This is a genomic window from Aurantimonas sp. C2-5-R2, from assembly GCF_036549495.1.
GTDB lineage: Bacteria > Pseudomonadota > Alphaproteobacteria > Rhizobiales > Rhizobiaceae > Aurantimonas > Aurantimonas coralicida_A.
In genome coordinates this window covers 1-18362 of record NZ_JAZHLJ010000069.1, presented here as the reverse complement: position 1 = coordinate 18362, position 18362 = coordinate 1, and the positions used below count along the sequence as shown (strand labels likewise).

Annotated in this window: 19 protein-coding genes and 1 pseudogene; 11 read left to right on the top strand and 9 right to left on the bottom strand. The window is 63.4% G+C overall.

Annotation, left to right across the window (positions count from 1 at the left end):
- Window positions 1–239: 239 nt before the first annotated feature.
- Window positions 240–587 (top strand): hypothetical protein, encoded by a 348-nt coding sequence (locus VQ044_RS19955; RefSeq protein ID WP_327649052.1) that lies wholly within the window; start codon window positions 240–242, stop codon window positions 585–587.
- Here the strand turns inward: VQ044_RS19955 and VQ044_RS25835 are convergent.
- The 4 genes from VQ044_RS25835 to VQ044_RS19940 all read right to left on the bottom strand — a co-directional run bounded on the left by VQ044_RS25835 (window position 561) and on the right by VQ044_RS19940 (window position 2547).
- Window positions 561–803, bottom strand: a complete 243-nt coding sequence (locus VQ044_RS25835; RefSeq protein ID WP_442872973.1) for a type II toxin-antitoxin system RelE/ParE family toxin — start codon at window positions 801–803, stop codon at window positions 561–563. The genes VQ044_RS19955 and VQ044_RS25835 overlap by 27 nt on opposite strands.
- 9 nt (window positions 804–812) lie before the next feature.
- Window positions 813–1058, bottom strand: a complete 246-nt coding sequence (locus VQ044_RS19950) for a type II toxin-antitoxin system ParD family antitoxin (protein ID WP_327649053.1) — start codon at window positions 1056–1058, stop codon at window positions 813–815.
- Window positions 1059–1201: 143 nt separating this feature from the next.
- Window positions 1202–1732, bottom strand: coding sequence for a CoA-binding protein (locus VQ044_RS19945; protein ID WP_327649055.1), 531 nt, complete (start codon window positions 1730–1732; stop codon window positions 1202–1204).
- Window positions 1729–2547: an enoyl-CoA hydratase gene (locus VQ044_RS19940; RefSeq protein WP_327649057.1), complete on the bottom strand. Its 819-nt coding sequence runs from the start codon at window positions 2545–2547 to the stop codon at window positions 1729–1731. The genes VQ044_RS19945 and VQ044_RS19940 overlap by 4 nt, the downstream gene beginning before the upstream one ends.
- Window positions 2548–2685: 138 nt before the next feature.
- On the opposite strand from VQ044_RS19940, the gene VQ044_RS19935 reads away from it, so the two are divergent.
- The 7 genes from VQ044_RS19935 to argC all read left to right on the top strand — a co-directional run bounded on the left by VQ044_RS19935 (window position 2686) and on the right by argC (window position 9448).
- Window positions 2686–3132, top strand: a complete 447-nt coding sequence (locus VQ044_RS19935; protein ID WP_327624029.1) for a PaaI family thioesterase — start codon at window positions 2686–2688, stop codon at window positions 3130–3132.
- A gap of 200 nt (window positions 3133–3332) precedes the next feature.
- Window positions 3333–3797: a 50S ribosomal protein L13 gene (gene rplM, locus VQ044_RS19930; protein WP_327624030.1), complete on the top strand. Its 465-nt coding sequence runs from the start codon at window positions 3333–3335 to the stop codon at window positions 3795–3797.
- On the top strand, window positions 3797–4273 hold the full coding sequence (rpsI, locus tag VQ044_RS19925; protein ID WP_442872972.1) for a 30S ribosomal protein S9: 477 nt from the start codon (window positions 3797–3799) through the stop codon (window positions 4271–4273). The genes rplM and rpsI overlap by 1 nt, the downstream gene beginning before the upstream one ends.
- 238 nt (window positions 4274–4511) lie before the next feature.
- The gene (locus VQ044_RS19920) at window positions 4512–5819 is read left to right on the top strand and encodes an O-antigen ligase family protein (protein WP_327649059.1); all 1308 of its coding nucleotides are present in this window, start codon (window positions 4512–4514) and stop codon (window positions 5817–5819) included.
- Window positions 5820–5979: 160 nt separating this feature from the next.
- Complete coding sequence (speB, locus tag VQ044_RS19915; RefSeq protein ID WP_327649061.1) at window positions 5980–6942, top strand: agmatinase; 963 nt, start codon at window positions 5980–5982, stop codon at window positions 6940–6942.
- A gap of 157 nt (window positions 6943–7099) precedes the next feature.
- A complete protein-coding gene (locus tag VQ044_RS19910; protein ID WP_327649062.1) occupies window positions 7100–8242 on the top strand; it encodes a DegT/DnrJ/EryC1/StrS family aminotransferase in 1143 nt (380 codons plus the stop codon).
- A 150-nt stretch (window positions 8243–8392) separates the two neighbouring features.
- Window positions 8393–9448 carry an N-acetyl-gamma-glutamyl-phosphate reductase gene (gene argC / locus VQ044_RS19905; RefSeq protein WP_327649064.1) on the top strand — a complete coding sequence of 352 codons (1056 nt, stop codon included), beginning with the start codon at window positions 8393–8395 and terminating at the stop codon, window positions 9446–9448.
- A gap of 25 nt (window positions 9449–9473) precedes the next feature.
- On the opposite strand, the pseudogene VQ044_RS19900 reads toward argC, so the two are convergent.
- Together VQ044_RS19900 and VQ044_RS19895 are read right to left on the bottom strand one after the other, a co-directional pair.
- Window positions 9474–10855: pseudogene (locus VQ044_RS19900) on the bottom strand (HD-GYP domain-containing protein).
- A gap of 70 nt (window positions 10856–10925) precedes the next feature.
- Entirely contained in the window at window positions 10926–12014 is a 1089-nt protein-coding gene (locus VQ044_RS19895; protein WP_327649066.1) for a COX15/CtaA family protein, read from the bottom strand.
- Window positions 12015–12165: 151 nt separating this feature from the next.
- Between VQ044_RS19895 and VQ044_RS19890 the strand changes: the two genes are divergently transcribed.
- A complete protein-coding gene (locus tag VQ044_RS19890; protein WP_327649067.1) occupies window positions 12166–12375 on the top strand; it encodes a DUF2842 domain-containing protein in 210 nt (69 codons plus the stop codon).
- 15 nt (window positions 12376–12390) lie between these two features.
- Here the strand turns inward: VQ044_RS19890 and VQ044_RS19885 are convergent, their stop codons facing one another.
- Entirely contained in the window at window positions 12391–12996 is a 606-nt protein-coding gene (locus tag VQ044_RS19885) for a hypothetical protein (protein ID WP_327623962.1), read from the bottom strand.
- A 300-nt stretch (window positions 12997–13296) separates the two neighbouring features.
- Here VQ044_RS19885 and VQ044_RS19880 point away from each other — a divergent pair, with 300 nt between their 5' ends.
- On the top strand, window positions 13297–13857 hold the full coding sequence (locus tag VQ044_RS19880) for a polysaccharide biosynthesis/export family protein (RefSeq protein ID WP_327623963.1): 561 nt from the start codon (window positions 13297–13299) through the stop codon (window positions 13855–13857).
- Between the two features lie 212 nt (window positions 13858–14069).
- A complete protein-coding gene (locus VQ044_RS19875) occupies window positions 14070–15605 on the top strand; it encodes an undecaprenyl-phosphate glucose phosphotransferase (protein ID WP_327649068.1) in 1536 nt (511 codons plus the stop codon).
- On the opposite strand, the gene VQ044_RS19870 is transcribed toward VQ044_RS19875, so the two are convergent.
- Complete coding sequence (locus tag VQ044_RS19870; protein WP_327649069.1) at window positions 15606–16418, bottom strand: 3'(2'),5'-bisphosphate nucleotidase CysQ family protein; 813 nt, start codon at window positions 16416–16418, stop codon at window positions 15606–15608. It abuts the gene before it with no gap.
- Window positions 16419–16491: 73 nt separating this feature from the next.
- Entirely contained in the window at window positions 16492–18012 is a 1521-nt protein-coding gene (locus VQ044_RS19865) for a phosphomannomutase/phosphoglucomutase (protein ID WP_327649071.1), read from the bottom strand.
- Between the last annotated feature and the right edge of the window lie 350 nt (window positions 18013–18362).

Below are 18362 nucleotides of genomic sequence, written 5' to 3'. Positions count from 1 at the left end.
TCGCTCAGCAAAAACAAACCAGCCATCAGAACCTCCTTGACGGAAACCCTGAATCACAGATCAAGAGAAATTAATAGGTCCTGAGCCTAGAATACCGCTCGTGCAGAGGTGTTCGCTTGAGCGTGCGCTCAGGCGGAATATAATTCCGCAACAATTGGAAAATGTCCGTCACCTTCAATTCGATGACATGATAGCCTTTCCGTTGAAGGTGGTCGCGAAAAGACGAGACGACCGGCGCGATGTCCGTACCGATCGGCGCAACGAAACCAAAGATCAGCTCCGGCAACTTTATTCGTGGGAGAATCATTGATGATGGTGCACACTTCGTTAAGAGGATATCACCGATAATAGGCATGCTAATGGAGGCGCAAATGGCAGGCTTACGACCTCAGAAGCGTTCTCGTGAGGAGATCGAACAATCGAACAGCTCCTTTATCAATGCCCACGCTGCCTTTTATGACGACTGGTTGGATGGAGCTTTAGCACAGAGGAGCTCTCATTTTCAGTTCGCAGCCGCACCTGAAGAGAATGCTGCTCCAGAAAATCCCGAACGAACAGAATCAATACAGCCACCGGAGAGCGATTAGCTGAAACAGCTTGAGAACCGCATCGCTGTGCCCGGCTGATCTCGGCAGCCTGCCTGCCGCTTGTTCCCGCGCGATCTCCGGGGTACCCAGAAGCAAGTGGAAGCTGCTCTCGAAGCTCGCCACATAGGCTTCGGCTTGGTCGACCGACCATGTTCGCGCCGTGTAGCGCCAGATGCTGCCGACGTCGGCCTCCGCTTTTGTGGCGTCAGCCGGTATTCGGCCAGCCTACCGGCCGGCATCGTCCTCACGCATCGCCCTGAGGAAACCTTTGAAGTCGAAAGGCCGGGCAGGCCCGCTTTCCAGACCTTCCGTCACCAGCGCCTGCAGTTCGTCGATCGCATTCTGGCGGTCCTGGTCCCGCCGGATCAGGTCGCGCACATAATCGCTGGCGTTGCTGTAGCGCCCGTCTTCCGTCTGACGTTCCACCCAGGCCTTCATCGGATCAGGCAGCGAGACGTTCATTGTGGCCATGAATGAGCCTTCGAACCATTTTCAGGAACATGAAGCAAGATGGCAATGATTGTCAAAGATTGCCATTGTTATCGACGCTTCCATCTAGAAACCAGGAACTCTGCGCGGCACCCTAGCCGGGCGAAGAGGTCGCCCCTCCCCCGCTACCGCCGCGGGTTCAGCCCAAAGCTCTGGTAGCCCTTGCCCATCACCGGCTTTTTCGACGAGATCACCCGCGAATTGATGCCGTTCCAGCCGATCTCGCCGGACAGGCGCGCATATTCGATCTTCGGGCAGCGATCCATGACGACGGTGAGCCCCGCAGCCTCGGCTCTTGCCGCGGCCTCCTCATGGCGGATGCCGAGCTGCATCCAGATCACCTTCGGCTTCGGATCGAGCGCCAGCGCTTCGTCGACGATCCCCGGCACGGCGTCGGAGCCGCGAAAGATGTCGACCATATCGATCGGCTCTGGAATGCTCTTCAGATCGGCGTAGCAGCGCTGGCCGAGCAGATCCTGACCGGCCAGGCCCGGATTGACCGGAATGACGCGGTAGCCTTTGGCCAGCAGGTATTTCAGCACGAAATAGGACGGCCGCACGGTCTTGGCGCTGGCGCCGACCAGCGCGATGGTCTTCACACGGTCGAGAATGTCGCGGATCGTCGCGTCGGAATAGGTGAGCAGGGCAGCGCTCATTCGCCGGTCCATTCGGGTTTGCGCTTTTCCAGAAATGCCCCGATCCCCTCCTCGGCATCGCGGGCGAGCATGTTCTCGGTCATGACGCTGGCGGCATAGTCGTAGGCGTCGGCGAGCCCCATCTCGGCCTGCTTGTAGAAAGCCTCCTTGCCGATCTTCACCGTCACCGGCGATTTCGAGGCGATGGTGGTGGCGTATTTGCCGACGATGGTGCCGAGATATTCCGGCGGCACGACCCGGTTGATCAGACCGAATTCGCGGGCGGTGCGCGCGTCGATCGTCTCGCCGGTGAGCAGCATTTCCATGGCGTGCTTGCGGGTCAGATTGCGCGACAGCGCCACCATCGGCGTCGAGCAGAACAGGCCGATATTGACGCCCGGCGTGCAGAAATGCGCCTCCTCCGAGGCGATGGCGAGATCGCAGGAGGCAACGAGCTGGCAGCCGGCCGCCGTCGCGAGTCCGCCCACCTCGGCGATCACCGGCGTCGGATGGCGGACGATCGCCTGCATCAGCTCGGAGCATTTGTGCATGGTCGTCGCGAAGAAGGCGCGGCCGCGATCGGCGTCGCCGCGCCTGGCGGTAAGTTCCTTCAAATCGTGCCCGGCCGAAAAGATCTTGCCCTCGGCGGCGATGACCACGACGCGGTTGGATTTGTCCTCCGCCGCGTCCCGCAGGGCCGACAGGATCGCCTCCATCATCGCCATCGACAGGGCGTTGGCCGGCGGGCTCGACAACACGATCCGGGTGAGCCCCGGCGCGCGCTGGACGTCCACCGGATGGGTCCGCGTATCATTGAGTTCGAAAATGTCTGCCATGCCCGGTCCTCTTGTTCACAGGAAGGGGCGTCAGCCGGCCGATGCCCCGGCCCTATCTAGATCATGGCGCCGCTTCGTGCCATCGGAAGGACCGACAAGCGAACGACACCCGATGGGAGACGCCGGTTGCAACCGATCATGACAATCGAGGCGCTTGATACGTTCCTTGAAAGCGAGTTTCCGCAGCTCGGCGGCCGTGACGGCGGCTTTTCGATCGTCGCGCTGGAGCCCGGCCAGCTGACGATGCGGCTGCTTGCCGACGATCGCCACCTTCGCCCCGGTGGCACCGTGTCCGGCCCGACGCTGTTCACCCTTGCCGATGTCGCGGCCTATGTGGCGGTTCTCGCTCATATCGGCCCGGTCGCCCACGCGGTCACGACGAATCTCTCGATCAATTTCCTGCGCAAGCCGAAGCCCGGCCCGCTGATCGGCAGCGCCCGCATTCTCAAGCTCGGCCAGCGCCTCGCCGTGGTCGAGGTCGCGATGACCAATGAAAGCCAAGACGCGGACGGCAACGACGTGCTCGCCCATGCGGTCGCCACCTATTCGATTCCGCCGCGCCAGGCCGGGACGGAACGTAAATAAGACACGGTAACATAATACCACTAACGCTTGATCCCCTGCCTATCAGGGCATACGGGATCATCGGTCGGTACGTTTTCGCGTTGACAGCGACGTCATCGCGCCGTATGTCACGCCGCATGAGGAGCGGCCGTGGGTCGCTCTTTTCTTAGGGCGACCTGCGAAGGTTTGCCTCGATGCTCACCAACACCCAGGGGCAACCCATGAAAACCTTCTCGCAGAAGTCCGAGACGGTGGAGAAGAAGTGGATTCTGATCGACGCCGAAGGGCTCGTCGTCGGCCGCCTCGCTTCCATCGTCGCGCTTCGCCTTCGTGGCAAGCATAAGCCGACCTTCACCCCGCATGTGGACGATGGCGATAACATCATCATCGTCAACGCCGACAAGATCGTCCTGACCGGCAAAAAATACGCCAACAAAACGTATTACTGGCACACCGGCTATCCCGGCGGCATCAAGGAGCGCAAGGCGCGCGAGATCCTCGAGGGCCGCTTTCCCGAGCGCGTCGTCGAAAAGGCGATCGAACGCATGCTGCCGCGCGGCCCGCTCGGACGCCAGCAGTTGAAGAACCTGCGCGTTTATGCCGGTGCCGAGCACCCGCACGTCGCGCAGAACCCCGAGACGCTCGACGTCGCGGCAATGAACTCCAAAAACACGAGGGCCGCATAATGTCCCAGCTCTCTTCGCTCGAAGAACTCGGCTCGGCCGAAGCCTCGGTCCAGCCCGAAGCGCCGGTTTACGTTCAAAAGCTCGACCAGTTCGGCCGCGCTTACGCCACCGGCAAGCGCAAGGACGCGGTCGCCCGCGTCTGGATCAAGCCCGGCACCGGCAAGATCACGATCAACGAGCGTGATTTCGCCACCTATTTCGCCCGTCCGGTGCTGCAGATGGTGCTGCGCCAGCCGATCGTCGCGGCCAGCCGCGACGGCCAGTTCGACATCGTCGCCACGGTCGCCGGCGGCGGTCTTTCGGGGCAGGCCGGCGCGGTGCGCCACGGCATTTCCAAGGCGCTGACCTGTTACGAGCCGGGCCTGCGCTCGGTCTTGAAGAAGGGCGGCTTCCTGACCCGTGACTCGCGCGTGGTCGAGCGCAAGAAGTACGGCAAGGCCAAGGCCCGCCGGTCGTTCCAGTTCTCCAAGCGCTGATCAAGCGCTCCGGCGACCGCGCGTCGCCCCTCGCATCAGCAAAGCCGCCGGGTTCGCCCGGCGGCTTTTTCGTTGGTCGGAGCGGCGAAAGCGTAAAGATTGCGCTAAATTTTATGCTTAACCAACTCTTAACGAAGGATTTGGCGGGGGCGCCCCATTGACCGATAACACTCTGGAAACAAACGGCATCGCGCCTGTCAGGGCCGCGTCTGTCGAAGAGTGGGATCGGAAAGGCACCGTGTCGATACAAACCAGCTTCGAGCCGGTCGTTTCTCGCCACCAACGGCAAGGCACAAGGGCCGATCTCCTCCGTCTGGTCCGCGTATTGGCCGCGGCGGCTGTGCTGACGGCATTGCTGGTTTCCTTCAATCCGTTTCCCACCAATATCGCCACGGGCGACGGCGTGATCCTCAATCGCGTCGGCTATTCGCTGCTCGCCGCCTTCGTTCTCGGCACGCATGTCGTGGTCACCGATCCGCGCATCCTCAAGCACCTGCTCAATCCGTGGTGGCTGCTACTGCTGCTGCCGTTGCCTTTGTCGCTGTGGGGCGCCGGTTGGCCCCCGACCGGCGTGCGGGCCATGCTGTTTACCTTCTCCACGATGCTGGCGGCCACCGGAGTCTTGACGTTGCCGCCCGACGCGCGCGGCTTTCGCACGGCGCTGATCCTCGCCTGCGGCGCGGTGCTCGCGCTGAGCTACGCCGGCGTGATCATGATCCCCGACCGCGCCATCCATACCGCCGCCGAGGTGGAAGCCGAGCATGCCGGTCTCTGGCGCGGCATCTACGCGCACAAGAACATCACCGGACCGGTGATGGCGGTGATCGTCTTCGCCGGCATTTACGTCGTGCGCAGCGGCCGGCCCCTGGTCGGCGCCGCCCTGACGGTGCTCGGGCTGGTCTTCCTCTTCAAGACCGGCTCGAAGACCTCGCTGGCTCTGGTGCCGCTAATCGCCGCGATGGCGCTTCTTGGCCCTGTCCTGCTGGGGCGTGGACGAACGGCGCTCGCCCTTTTCCTGGCGGTGGCCGGGATGCTGGCATTGACTCTTGGCGCTGTGATCGTGCCGTTCTTCGGCGATATCCTGCATAGTCTGATCCCGGGAACGACCTTCACGGGCCGTACCGATCTTTGGCAATTCGCGCTCGATCTCGCCGCCCCCCTGCCCTGGACCGGGCATGGCTACGAGAATTTCTGGACGACCTCCTATGTCGAATTCGCCGAGAAGCCGTTCGAGCTGGATTGGGACATGCGCGGCGCGGCCAACGCCCACAACAGCTACCTCGACGTCGTGTTGCAGCTCGGCTGGCCGGCGGTCGCCATCGTTCTCCTCGTCATTCTGGTTTTTCCGCTTGTCGACTATGCGCGATGCCGGCCGGACGTCGAAAACCGGCGCCTAGCCGATTTCTTCGTCATGGTGCTGGGTTTCATGCTGCTCAACGCGGCGTTGGAGAGCTTCTTCTTCGACCGGGAAAAGCAGGCCTGGCTGCTGGCCTGGATCGCCGTGGTCGGCCTTCGCTTCACCAGCCGGATGACCGCCGACCCCTGACGCTACGCAGCATTCCGTGGGCAAGAGCTCTTTGTCAGGCTGAGAGCTCTCGCGCCTTCGGGCTCGAAATCGCCGGCCGCGACCCCATATCGCCAGCCGAGTGAACATCCTGCGACGGCGGGCGCAAGCGCCACCCTCAGGCAAGCGGAGAAACCAACGAATGGCCGGCGACAGCATCGACCACGCATTCGCGGGTAACGATTTGACGAGCGCCGCCGGCGACCCGACCTATGCCGGCGCGCTGTCCTTCATGCGGCGGCGGTTCACCAAGGCGGTCGAGGCGACAGACGTGACCGTCTGGGGCGTGCCTTTCGACGCGGCGGTCTCCAACCGGCCCGGCGCCCGCTTCGGCCCGCAGGCGCTCAGACGCGCCTCGGCGATCTTCGACAACGATCCGCAATATCCGTTCCATCGCGACCTGTTCGACACGATGCGCGTCGTCGACTATGGCGACTGCCGCCTCGATTACCGCCTGCCGGAAACCGCCCACGCGGCGATCCGAACGGAAGCCGCTTCGCTGCTTGAGAAGACCGGCTTCCTGTTGACGCTGGGCGGCGATCACTCGATCACCTTTCCGCTGCTTCAGGCCCATGTCGCCCGCCACGGCAAACTGTCGCTGATCCAATTCGACGCCCATCAGGATACCTGGCCGGTCGCCACCGGCTCCGACGGCGCGCCGCGCGTCGATCACGGCTCCTTCGTCAAAGCGGCAGTGGAGGCCGATCTCATCGATCCGGCAACGTCGATTCAGGTTGGGATCCGCACCCACGCGCCCGAGGATTGCGGTATCGACATCCTTTATGGCGACGCGGTCGAGGAGATGACGAGCGCGGCCATCGCGGAGCGCATTTACGAGCGAACGCGGGGGGCGAAGGCCTATCTGACCTTCGACATCGACTGTCTCGACGCGGCCTTTGCGCCGGGAACCGGCACCCCGGTCGCCGGTGGACCGTCGAGCGCCAAGATGCTCGCCGTCCTCCATCATTTGAGGAAGCTTCCGATCGTCGGCGCCGACGTCGTCGAAGTATCGCCACCCTATGATCATAGCGACGTCACGGCGATTGCCGGCGCCACCGTCGCCATGTACGTCCTCGGCATCCTGGCGGAACAGCACGCGGGATAACCCGGACGTCGGCGTCGGCCATGGCTTCGCCGAATTTTCGTCGCCATACGAAGCCCCGCGTAAGACGCTGACATGAATTTTGAATGGCCAGTCACCGGCTTTTCGAGCACCACCGCAAACGCCCGGCCGACGGGCGATTCCTTTTCAGATCAGGCCCATGACCCAAAGCATCCCCTTCATCGACCTCGCCACACAACGCGACAGGATTCGCGATAAGATCGACCGCCGCATGGCCTCGGTGCTCGATCACGGCGCCTTCGTCATGGGTCCGGAGATCCGCGAATTGGAGGCGGCGTTGTCGCGCTTCGGCCAGATGACGCACACGCTGTCCTGCGCCTCCGGCACCGACGCGCTGGCGCTGCCGTTGATGGCTTGGGGCATCCGGCCCGGCGATGCGGTGTTCTGTCCGAGCTTCACCTTTGCCTCGACCGCCGAGGTCGTCGCCTGGTTCGGCGCGACGCCGTATTTCGTCGATGTCGATCCTGAGACCTTCAACATGGACCCGGCGAGCCTCGAGGCCGCCATCGCCGAGGCGAAAGCGGCGGGCGACCTCGTCCCGAAGGCGATCATCGCGGTGGATCTGTTCGGCCAGCCGGCGGACTATCCGGCCATCCGGGATATCGCCGACGCCCACGGGCTGAAGCTCATATCCGATGCGGCGCAAGGCTACGGCGCGACGATCGACGGAGAACTGTCGAGCCACTGGTCGCATGTCGTGTCGACCAGCTTCTTCCCGGCCAAACCGCTCGGTTGCTACGGCGATGGCGGCGCCGTCCAGACCGACGACGAGGAGCTTGCCGCGATCATGGCGTCGCTGCGGGTCCATGGCCAGAATTTCGAGGACAAATACGACAACATCCGCATCGGCATGAACGGCCGGATGGACACGCTTCAGGCAGCGATCCTGTTGGAGAAACTGGCCATCTTTCCCGATGAGATCGCGGCCCGCGGACGGATCGCGGCCCGCTATGCGCAGAAACTCTCCAATATCGTCACGCCGCAGAGGCTCCTGCGCGACGCCACCTCGACCTGGGCGCAATATACCATTCGCCTGCCTGACCGGACCGACCGGGCGACGGTTGCAGCAAGCCTGCGAGAGGCCGGCGTGCCGACGGCGATCTACTATCCCAAACCGCTGCATCGCCAGACGGCCTACCGGTCCTTTCCCGTCGTCGGCCGCGAACTGAAGGTCTCGGACGCCTTGTCTCGGGACGTCATCAGCCTGCCCATGCACGCCTATCTGGCTGAAGACACGCAAGACTTCATCGTCGAAAAACTGGCGGCGGCGCTCGCCGTGTGAGCCTGTTCGCGAGCAAAGCGCCAACCTCGTCGAACCGTCACGCCGGCTCGCGGTCTGGACGTGATCAGGAATTCAGCTAAACCGTCGAGACAATCGACGTGGGCGGTTCCGCCCGCGCGAACGGGCGTGAAAACATCGAGGTGAGTCAGGATGGCCGACAAGATCAGGATCGGAGTGCTCGGCGCGAGTGGCTATACCGGCGCGGATCTGGTGCGCCTGGCCGCCCGTCATCCGGCGATGGAAATCGCCGTCCTGACGGCCAACAGTCACGCCGGCAAGCCGATGCGGGAGGTCTTCCGGCATCTGTCGCATATCGATCTGCCCGATCTGGTGACCATCGAGGACGCCCCCTGGAACGAGGTGGATGCTGTGTTCTGCGGTCTGCCCCACGGGACGACCCAGGCGATCACCAAGGACATCTTCGAAAAGCACCCGAAGACGAAGATCATCGACATGTCGGCCGATTTCCGGCTGCGCGACCCGGCTGTCTACAAGGAGTGGTACGGGCTCGACCACATGGCGACCGACATTCAGGGCGAGGCGGTCTACGGTCTGACCGAACTCAATCGCGACGCCCTTCGCGAGGCCCGGCTGATCGCCTGCCCCGGCTGCTATCCGACGGCGGTGCTCCTGGCACTGGTGCCGCTGGCCAAGGCGGCGATGATCGACGTGTCCGACATCGTCATCGACGCCAAGTCGGGCGTTTCGGGCGCTGGGCGGAGCCTGAAGGAGAACACGCTGTTCTGCGAGGCCGGTGAAGGCCTGTCCCCTTACGCGGTCGGCAAACATCGGCATATGGCCGAGATCGAGCAGGAAATCGGCGCCGCCGCCGGCATCGCCGATCTTCGGGTCAATTTCACGCCGCATCTCATCCCGATGAGCCGGGGGGAGCTCTGCACGAGCTACGTCCGGTTGACGGATGGGGCGACCGTCCGCGATCTGCGTCAGCGCCTCGTCGAAACCTATGCTAGCGAGACCTTCGTGACGGTAGCCGACGAAGGTGTCCTGCCGCAGACGCAGATGGTGCGCGGCTCGAACTACGTGGTCGTCAACGTCGTGCCGGACCGCATTCCCGGGCGGGCGATCGTGATCTCGACCCTCGACAATCTGGTGAAGGGATCAGCGGGACAGGCCATCCAGAACTTCAATGTCGCTTACGGGATCGAGGAGACGACGGGCATCGCGCAGCTTCCGTTATTTCCTTAAGGTCTTTTGCGCCAAAGCGCTCGTCTCAGTCTGGCTGAGGGCTCCCGACGGCGCCCTCGAAGCTTGCGACGACCGCCTCCAGCGCCTGAAAACAGCGCGCGTCGATCGCCGTCCCGACATCGGCCCGCATGATATCCAGCGCTATCGATACCGGCATCGCCTTGCGATAGGGCCGGTCAGCCGTCATCGCGTCGAAGATGTCGGCGGTCGTCAGGATGCGGGTATCGAAGCAGATTGCGTCGCCCTTCAAGCCGCGCGGATAGCCCTTGCCGTCCAGACGCTCGTGATGAGCGCCGGAGATCCGGGCAAGATCCTGAAACACGCTGACGCGGGCAAGGATTTCTTCGCTGAAGGCGGGATGGCGCTTGATGGCGATCCATTCCTCGTCGTCCAGCTTTCCAGGCTTGTCCAGCACCTGGTTCGACACACTCAGCTTGCCGATGTCATGCAGCAGCGCCGCCCGTTTGAGATAGCGTCTGTGCTCGGCATCGAGGCCGAGCTCAACGGCGATAAGATCGGTGAACAGCGCCACCCGCTCGCTGTGACCGTGTGTGAACGGGCTCTTGGAATCGACGACCTGGCGAATGCCTCGGCGACGCTGTCGAGGAAATCCTCATCGACGAATTCCGTGTCGTGCCGGGGGGCCAAGGCGATCACCGTCGTGTCCAGCCGTGGCGAAGCCAGGGTCGACCAAAAGGATTTCCGCGCCGCAACTGTCCCGAATGCGGCGACAAGATCGGGATCGAACCAGCGTCCGCTGCGCTTTTCCACCTCTTTCAGGGCGAAATCCGCATCGGCGCTGGTATGGAACACGTCGACCACCTGAGCCAGCAGGGCGATCCGTCCGAACAGGGAAATCCCGGTGCCGGTGAGACCTCTGGGTTGCCCCTTCCCGTCCCAGTGCTCGTCGAGATGGAGAATCCCGGTCGCAACGGCTTCGGAAAACCGCATCTGCCGCACGATGTCCGCACCGCGATGACAGCGCGTTTCGATCAGTTCGCGACCGACTTTCTCACCCTGGGCCAGCGCAGCCACCATCGCCCGGAACCGCTCGGCGAGGTTGGCCTTCAACCCGGTATGCTGGAGAACGAAGCGAAGCACCTGCGGCAGGCTGTCATCGACGATCTTGATGCCGCGCTTGAACGCGATATCGTCGGTCAAAAACAGCTGGCAGATGCGCGCCGCATTGCTGCTGCAGCCGATGTCCTTGAGCAGGAGCGTGTAATAGAGATCGCTCATCTCGGCGTCGGACAGGCCGAGTTCTTGCCCGACATTCATTCCGATCCAACAGCAACGGATACCGTGGCCTTCCGGCTGGCCTTCGGTCAGGTCGAGCGCGTAGCTCAGCGCACTGACCAGTTCAGCCTTGGAAAGCTGACCTCCATTCGACTGTATCGCGAGATCCATCAGGGTCCACCTCAATCACCTCGATGAACCTGGGCATGCGGTGGGTTAACGCTCCGCGAAGCGAACCATATCAATCTGATAGCGCCGGCGCTTGATATTCGCCCTTCAACGCCCGCGCATGGACGACGGCGGCCGCCAGAACCACCATGCCGCCGGCCTGGTGGATCAACCCCCAGCTGATCGGCACGGCGAGGAGCAGCGTCACAACGCCAATGGCGGCTTGCGCCAGCACCAAAACGAACAGCGCGACGGCGCGTCTGGCATGGCGCGTCCCCGGCGCCTGCGCGTACGCGGCGATGGCGTGGAGCGCGACGATCACGAGAAGGACATAGGCGCCCATCCGGTGGATGAACTGCACGGTCATGACGTTCTCGAAGAAATTGCGCCATGCTGGCTGCATGACGAAAAGACCGTCCGGCACCAGCGCGCCGTCCATCAGCGGCCAGGTGTTGAAGGTGAAACCGGCATTCAGCCCCGCCACCAGCGCGCCCAGGTATATCTGCGCCAAGGCGGCCACCACGATGATACCCGCGACCGTCGCGGAGGCGCGCGACGGCGGCGCCTCGTAGCGTTTCGGAGCGAGACCCCGCGCCACCCAGATCGTCGCCGCGAAGATCAAGCAGGCGATGATCAGATGCGTCGCCAGCCGATATTGGCTGACATCGGTCCTGACGCTGAGGCCCGAGGCCACCATCCACCAGCCGACGCCGCCTTGCAGCGCGCCAAGACCGAGAATGCCCAGGAGCCTCGGTTTCAGGAACGGCTCGATGCGGCCGGTCAGCCAGAAAAAGGCGAGCGGCACCGCGAAGACGAAGCCGACCGCCCGGGCTAGGAAGCGATGCGCCCACTCCCACCAGAAGATCGTCTTGAAGGCATCGAGGCTCATTCCCCGATTGATTTCCTGATACTGGGGAATGCGTTTGTAGAGCTCGAATTCCTCCTGCCATTCCGCCGCCGAGAGAGGCGGAATGATCCCGTGGATCGGCTTCCATTCCGTGATGGACAGGCCCGAGTCGGTGAGACGCGTGGCGCCGCCCACCACGACCAGCGCGAAGACCAGCGCCGCGACCGCATAGAGCCAGAGACGGATGGCCGCCCGGTGGCGCGTGGTCGGGTTCGCCGCGAACGGCGCGCTATCGGAGTGGGCCAGGATCGTCATGCCGCATGCCATTGCACCGAAAGTCCGGCGCGATCAAGTGCGGGAAGGTCGCAGCCGCCCGGCTGGAATTACGCGGCCGAAACGGCCATAGATAACCCGTTCGCCCGAGAACCAGCCTTCCGTTGTCGGGCTGCAATTTGGAAAGCGCGACATGCCGATCAGGATCAAGAAACTCGTCGGGGCGGTCATCCTGATCACGCTCGTCGTCGTCTACGCCATCGTCGCCACCGCTTTTGCCAGCCTGTACCTGGCAGAGTCGAGCGGTTGGGTTCATCTCGCCTATTTCCTTTTCAGCGGGATTCTCTGGGTAGTTCCGGCGATGCTCGTCATCAAATGGATGGAATCGGCGCCGCGCCGATAACGACGGTTCGCCCGCCTATCCGGCTGCCCCCGTCGCCAGACGGCTCGACTCCATGAACAGCAGATCCTCGACGCCGATCGCACGCAACGCATCGACGAGATCGTCCGAGCGGGCGTCCACGCCCGGCGGCCCGGCGATGACGAGAGCGGTTTCCTCATCGAGGATGACCGGCAGGCGATCGATCGCGTCCCTATCGTATTCGGTCACCGTGCATTCGTAGGCTTCGGCGAAGGCGGCCAGGAACAGTCGCAGATCCGCCAGCTTCGCCCCGTCCGCCAACCGCATGTCGTAACCGGCGGAGGGAACCACATGGGCGCGGGTGAAGTGATCGCGGTGGATGACGTCGGTGAGCGAGGAAAGCCCTTCCGCAAGGGCGGCAAAGCCCTCGCAATCGGGCCGCAGGCCCATCGCCGCGGCAACGCGATCCTCGCGGGTCAGATCGATCAGCACGGATGTGAGCCCGCTGGCGGTCAGACGCCGGACGATCTCGACGCCGCCGATATGCTGTTGGTCGTTCCAGGTCGACAGCACGACCAGTCGACGGATCGCGCCGTGACGAATTCCGGCGACAAGTTCGCCCGCCGTGACCACCTCGCCCGTCCCGGTTCGCGCCTCGCTCATCGCCTCGCACACCCCGACTGACCGCCGTGTAACACAGGGAATTCGGCGTCATCCGTCGCGAGATGATGGCATCGCGGTCCCGAAAAAGACAATGGCGGAAATCGGCCCAACATTTTACTCCGCACGGACGGCATCGATCGCATCCTGACCTGCCCCGGTAACCGCGTGGTTAAGGCGCGAGGCCCGCGCTGTGCTGAAACCCGCCGGCGGCTTTACCGACGATTAACCCTAACGGGCTTATAACATCGGACAAGATGCCGCCCTGCCCGCCGGCATGGGATCGCCACGGGAAAAGCAGCCATGCACAAACCGACGCTGGCACTGATCGCCACAACGCTCGCGCTGCTTGCCGGCTGCGCGTCCTACAAGCCCGTGCCGCCGGCCTTTCACGCGGCACTGAACGAGCCCTACCACCTCGACAGCGGCGACGTGGTGCGGGTCACGGTGTTCGAACAGACTGGGCTCACCAGCACCTATCCGGTCGACAAGGCCGGCTATGTCGCCTTTCCGCTGGTGGGATCGGTGCCGGCACGCGGTCGCACCACCAAACAGCTTGAGCGAGAGCTGGCCAATCACCTGCGCGACGGCTATCTCAAGGATCCCGACATCACCGTGCAGGTGGAACAGTACCGTCCGTTCTTCATCATGGGCGAAGTGACCACCGGTGGCCAATACACCTATGTTCCCGGCATGACCGTCCAGAAGGCGGTGGCCATCGCCGGGGGCTTCACCCCGCGCGGCGAGCAGGAATCGGTCGACATCACCCGGCAGGTCGGCGGCCGCGTCCTCACCGGCCGGGTGCTGACCTCCGATCCGATCCTGCCCGGCGACACGCTCTACATTCGTGAGCGGTGGTTCTAGAGCATCGGTCAACGACTTCGCCGGACATGTCATGCGGGTCGGGCCTGTCCGACCCGTCACGAGAAGCGGGATGAAAGTCACGCGTACCCGCCCCCTTCACTCGAATGCCCCGGACCCGCTCAAGCAAATCTTAGCCCTTTCGCACTATATTCGCCGGCTCGAGGGAGCGCCTGTGTTGGGGTGCGGGCCGACCGAGCGGGAAGCGAGACAGGATGGCAAATTTCGAGAGCGGTCTGCCGTTTGACCGTGAAATCGTGCGGGCGTTTCCGTCACCGGCCTCGACCGCTCCCGTCGAGATCAACGCATTGGCGGCGCGTGCCGCCAGGCAGTATCAGGACGACTTCATCACGCCGCGGATGCTGTCCGGCATCTGGCGGGGGATCGAATTCGTCCTCCTTGCCAGCGTCGGACTGCTGGTCTTTGTCCAGTATGTCGGCCTTTCCAGCCCTCTCCGGCTTTCCTACATAGTCTTGTCTTTTGCCGGGGCAGCCATCGGTATCGTCGCGATCAACCTTGCGGACGGCTACGAACTCAGCATCCTCAAGGGTCGCTTCATACAACTCTGGCGTGTCATCGCGGCTTGGGGTGCGGCGCTCTCGCTGCTCAGCGTCGTGCTGTTCTTTCTCTATAACGACGCGGCGTATTCCCGCGTCTGGTTCGGAACCTGGTTCGTCGTGGGCTCTGGCAGCCTTGTTCTGGCGCGGCTGGTGCTGCGCGCTAACATCCGCCGCTGGGCCCGCAATGGCCGCATGGAGCGGCGCGCGGTCATCGTCGGCGGCGGCAAGGAAGCCGAGAATCTGATCCGCAACCTGGAAATCCAGCCTGACAGCGACATCCGCATCTGCGGCATCTTCGACGACCGCGACAACGATCGGTCGCCGCCGATCGTCGCCGGTTATCCCAAACTCGGCACCGTGACCGAGCTGGTCGAATTCGCCCGGCTGACGCGGATCGACATGCTGATCGTCACGCTCCCGCTGTTGGCCGAACAGCGCGTGTTGTCGCTGCTCAAGCAATTGTGGGTCCTGCCGCTGGACATCCGCCTGTCGGCGCACTCGGCGCAGCTGCGGTTTCGCCCGCGCACCTATTCCTTCGTTGGCCAAGTGCCGCTGATCGACATCTTCGACCGCCCACTGGCTGACTGGGACTGGATCGCCAAACGCGTCTTCGACCTGTGCTTCGCCACGCTCGCGCTGATCGCTCTCTCGCCGGTTTTCCTGGCCACCGCCATCGCCATCAAACTGAATTCGAAGGGGCCAGTCCTGTTCCGCCAGAAGCGCCACGGCTTCAACAACCAGATCGTCGAAATCTTCAAGTTCCGATCGCTCTTCCATGAAATGTCCGATCCGCTCGCCAAGCAGATCGTCACCAAGAACGACAAGCGGGTAACGCGGGTCGGACGGTTCATCCGCAGGACATCGATCGACGAGCTGCCGCAGCTGATCAACGTTCTGCGCGGCGACCTCTCGCTGGTCGGGCCGCGCCCGCACGCGGTCCACGCGATTTCCAGCGGCAACGAGACCTTCGTCGAGATCGTCGAGGGCTATTTCGGCCGGCACAAGGTCAAGCCCGGGATCACCGGCTGGGCGCAGATCAAGGGGTGGCGCGGCGAAATCGACCAGCCCGACAAGCTGCAGAAGCGCTTCGAGCACGATCTCTACTATATCGAGAACTGGTCGATCCTGCTCGACCTCTACATCCTGATGATGACGCCGATCAGCCTCTTGAAGACCGAAGGCGCCTATTGATCAGGAGCCCCCGCGCCGAACGACACCCGGTCGCTCGAGAACGCCCGGGTCGGCGACGGCGATGAAATGCGGATTGGCGAAGATGTCCTCGTCCGGCAATCCGGTGCGGCCGTAGCGAAGGGGCGCCCCGTCCAGCGTGGCGGTCAGGCCGCCGGCGGCGCGCAGCACAGCGTCCCCCGCCGCCGTATCCCACTGCATGGTGCGGCCGAGGCACGGATAGAGATCGGCGCCCCCTTCCGCCAGCAAACAGAATTTCAGCGACGAGCCGACAGACCGCCTCTCGCCGAGGTCGAGTCCGGCGATATAGTGCCGCGTCGCCTCGGACAGATGATCGCGGCTGGCGACGACATCCAGCCGCCGACCGGGTTGGCGGCCCCGCAGCGGCAGCATGGCTCCGTCCCGCTCGACCATCGCGGGTCGATCCCTCCCGCCATAATAGATCTCGCCGGTCGCCGGGACGCCGACACAGCCGAAGACCGGCATCCCGTCCTCGATCAGCGCGACATTGACGGTGTAGTCGGGTTTGCCCGCGATATAGCTCCTAGTGCCGTCGAGGGGATCGACCAGCAGGAAGTTCCGCCCGACGGACGGAATCTCACCCGCCGCGAAGCGCTCCTCAGCGACGATGGGAACGGAACAGGCGGCTTCAATCAGCCCGGTGATGGCATGCTCGGCCGCCCGATCGGCGTCGGTCACCGGGGATGCGTCGTCCTTGTGGTCGACGCCCTTCGGATCCGCCCCCCGTGCCACAATCGCGGCCATGCCGGCGCGGACCGCGGCGACGAGAAGGGCTGTATCAACGCTGCTTATCACCTTACGCCCCGTGCCTGCTGCAAAGCGATGTCACCCGCACGAACGCCCCCCGGCGCACCGTGCGCGACGGCATTTAAAGCGTCTGGTTGTAGGCACCGACCTCTCCATTTCGCCGCAGGATCGTGTCCACCGCCTCGAACATCTCGCGCTTGCGCGCCTCCGACACCGGGCTCTCGACCACGACCACGAGCTCCGGCTTGTTGGAGGAAGCACGGACGAGACCCCAGGTGCCGTCTTCCGCCGTCACCCGAACGCCATTGACCGTGACAATATCGGCGATCGGCTGGCCGGCGAGCGGTTCTCCGGACGCGTGCATCGCCGCGATCTCGGCGACGACACGGTCGATGACGCCGTATTTCACCTCGTCGGGGCAATGCGGCGACATGGTCGGCGAGCCGTAGGTCAGCGGCAGATCGCGATAAAGATCAGCCATCGATTTCTTCGGATTGCGATCGAGCATTTCGGCGACGGCAATCGCGGTCATCAGACCATCGTCATAACCGCGGCCGATCGGCGTGTTGAAGAAGAAATGGCCGGATTTCTCGAAGCCGGCGATCGCCGACAACTCGTTTACCCGGCGTTTGATATAGGAATGTCCGGTCTTCCAGTAGTCGGTCGTCGCGCCCCGCTCGTTCAGGACCGGGTCGGTCATGAACAGGCCGGTCGACTTCACATCGACGACGAATTGCGCGTTCGGATAGATGGAGGACAAATCCCGCGCCAGCATCACGCCGATCTTGTCGGCGAAGATCTCCCGGCCTTCATTGTCGACGATGCCGCAACGGTCGCCATCGCCGTCGAAGCCGAAGCCGACATCAGCGCCGTGCTCCAGCACCGCGTCGCGGATCGCATGGAGCATCTCCATGTCCTCCGGATTCGGATTGTAGCGCGGGAAGGAATGATCGAGGTTGGTGTCGAGTTCGATCACCTCGCAGCCGATCCGCCGCAAGACGTCCGGCGCGAAGGGACCGGCCGTGCCGTTGCCGCAGGCCGCGACGACCTTCAGTTTGCGCTTGATCGCATGCCCGGCGACGAGGTCGTCGGCATAGCGCTTAGGAAAGTCCTCGACATATCGATAGGAACCGCCACCCTCGCCCCTGAAATCTCCGGAGAGAACGATGTCGCGCAGCCGCGCCATCTCGTCCGGACCGAAGGTCAGCGGGCGCTCGCAGCCCATCTTCACCCCGGTCCAGCCATTTTCGTTATGCGACGCGGTGACCATGGCGACCGATTGGCAGTTCAGCGCGAACTGGGCAAAATAGGCCATCGGCGACAGCGCCAGGCCAATGTCATGCACCTTGGCGCCGCCCGCCAGCAGGCCGGCCGTCAGCGCGGTCTTGATCGCCAGGCTGTATTCGCGGAAGTCATGGCCGACGACGATATCGCGGGGAATACCCCGTTCGACGATCAGCCTGGCCAGTCCCATTCCCAGAGCGGTCACGCCCATGAGGTTCAGCTCGGGAGCCTTGGGATCACCGGGCCGACCGAGCCACCAGCGCGCATCATATTCGCGAAAGCCGGTGGGCTTCACCAGAGGCCGGGTTTCGAATTCGAGACTGTTGGGCGCGGCGACGGCGACGGGCTTGGGAAACATGGAAACCTTCGGCTGATCGACAGTAAGAGGCGACCATCCGGCGCCGATACGAGGCTTGGCAGCGACCGTCACGGGTCCGATCCGCAAGCATCACGATCGGGCGCCGTGTTGCCGCGGACTCGCCAGCAAGCTCTACCAGCCGGCGCCATAAAGGCAAGGCACTCTCGAATCGATCACGTTGTTCGCATCCGGTGACATTTGTTCAACGAAAATCAGAGAAAAGTAACAAAACACGCCGATAGTGAGCGACTGAACTTTAATGCGTGCCTATCCGCTTAACGCCCATACCCACAACATGTAGGGTGCTGCCACTCTCCCGAATATAACCCCGCTGCGGTCGGCGCAGTCGT

Coding starts and splice junctions, on each gene's coding strand:
- VQ044_RS19940 (WP_327649057.1), bottom strand. CDS start 2,547: ATGGCAGACATTTTCGAACTCAATGATACGCGGACCCATCCGGTGGAC.
- VQ044_RS19945 (WP_327649055.1), bottom strand. CDS start 1,732: ATGAGCGCTGCCCTGCTCACCTATTCCGACGCGACGATCCGCGACATT.
- VQ044_RS19935 (WP_327624029.1), top strand. CDS start 2,686: ATGACAATCGAGGCGCTTGATACGTTCCTTGAAAGCGAGTTTCCGCAG.
- speB (WP_327649061.1), top strand. CDS start 5,980: ATGGCCGGCGACAGCATCGACCACGCATTCGCGGGTAACGATTTGACG.
- VQ044_RS19875 (WP_327649068.1), top strand. CDS start 14,070: ATGGCAAATTTCGAGAGCGGTCTGCCGTTTGACCGTGAAATCGTGCGG.
- VQ044_RS19950 (WP_327649053.1), bottom strand. CDS start 1,058: ATGGCCACAATGAACGTCTCGCTGCCTGATCCGATGAAGGCCTGGGTG.
- rplM (WP_327624030.1), top strand. CDS start 3,333: ATGAAAACCTTCTCGCAGAAGTCCGAGACGGTGGAGAAGAAGTGGATT.
- VQ044_RS19895 (WP_327649066.1), bottom strand. CDS start 12,014: ATGACGATCCTGGCCCACTCCGATAGCGCGCCGTTCGCGGCGAACCCG.
- VQ044_RS19890 (WP_327649067.1), top strand. CDS start 12,166: ATGCCGATCAGGATCAAGAAACTCGTCGGGGCGGTCATCCTGATCACG.
- argC (WP_327649064.1), top strand. CDS start 8,393: ATGGCCGACAAGATCAGGATCGGAGTGCTCGGCGCGAGTGGCTATACC.
- rpsI (WP_442872972.1), top strand. CDS start 3,797: ATGTCCCAGCTCTCTTCGCTCGAAGAACTCGGCTCGGCCGAAGCCTCG.
- VQ044_RS19880 (WP_327623963.1), top strand. CDS start 13,297: ATGCACAAACCGACGCTGGCACTGATCGCCACAACGCTCGCGCTGCTT.
- VQ044_RS19955 (WP_327649052.1), top strand. CDS start 240: ATGTCCGTACCGATCGGCGCAACGAAACCAAAGATCAGCTCCGGCAAC.
- VQ044_RS19865 (WP_327649071.1), bottom strand. CDS start 18,012: ATGTTTCCCAAGCCCGTCGCCGTCGCCGCGCCCAACAGTCTCGAATTC.
- VQ044_RS19910 (WP_327649062.1), top strand. CDS start 7,100: ATGACCCAAAGCATCCCCTTCATCGACCTCGCCACACAACGCGACAGG.
- VQ044_RS19885 (WP_327623962.1), bottom strand. CDS start 12,996: ATGAGCGAGGCGCGAACCGGGACGGGCGAGGTGGTCACGGCGGGCGAA.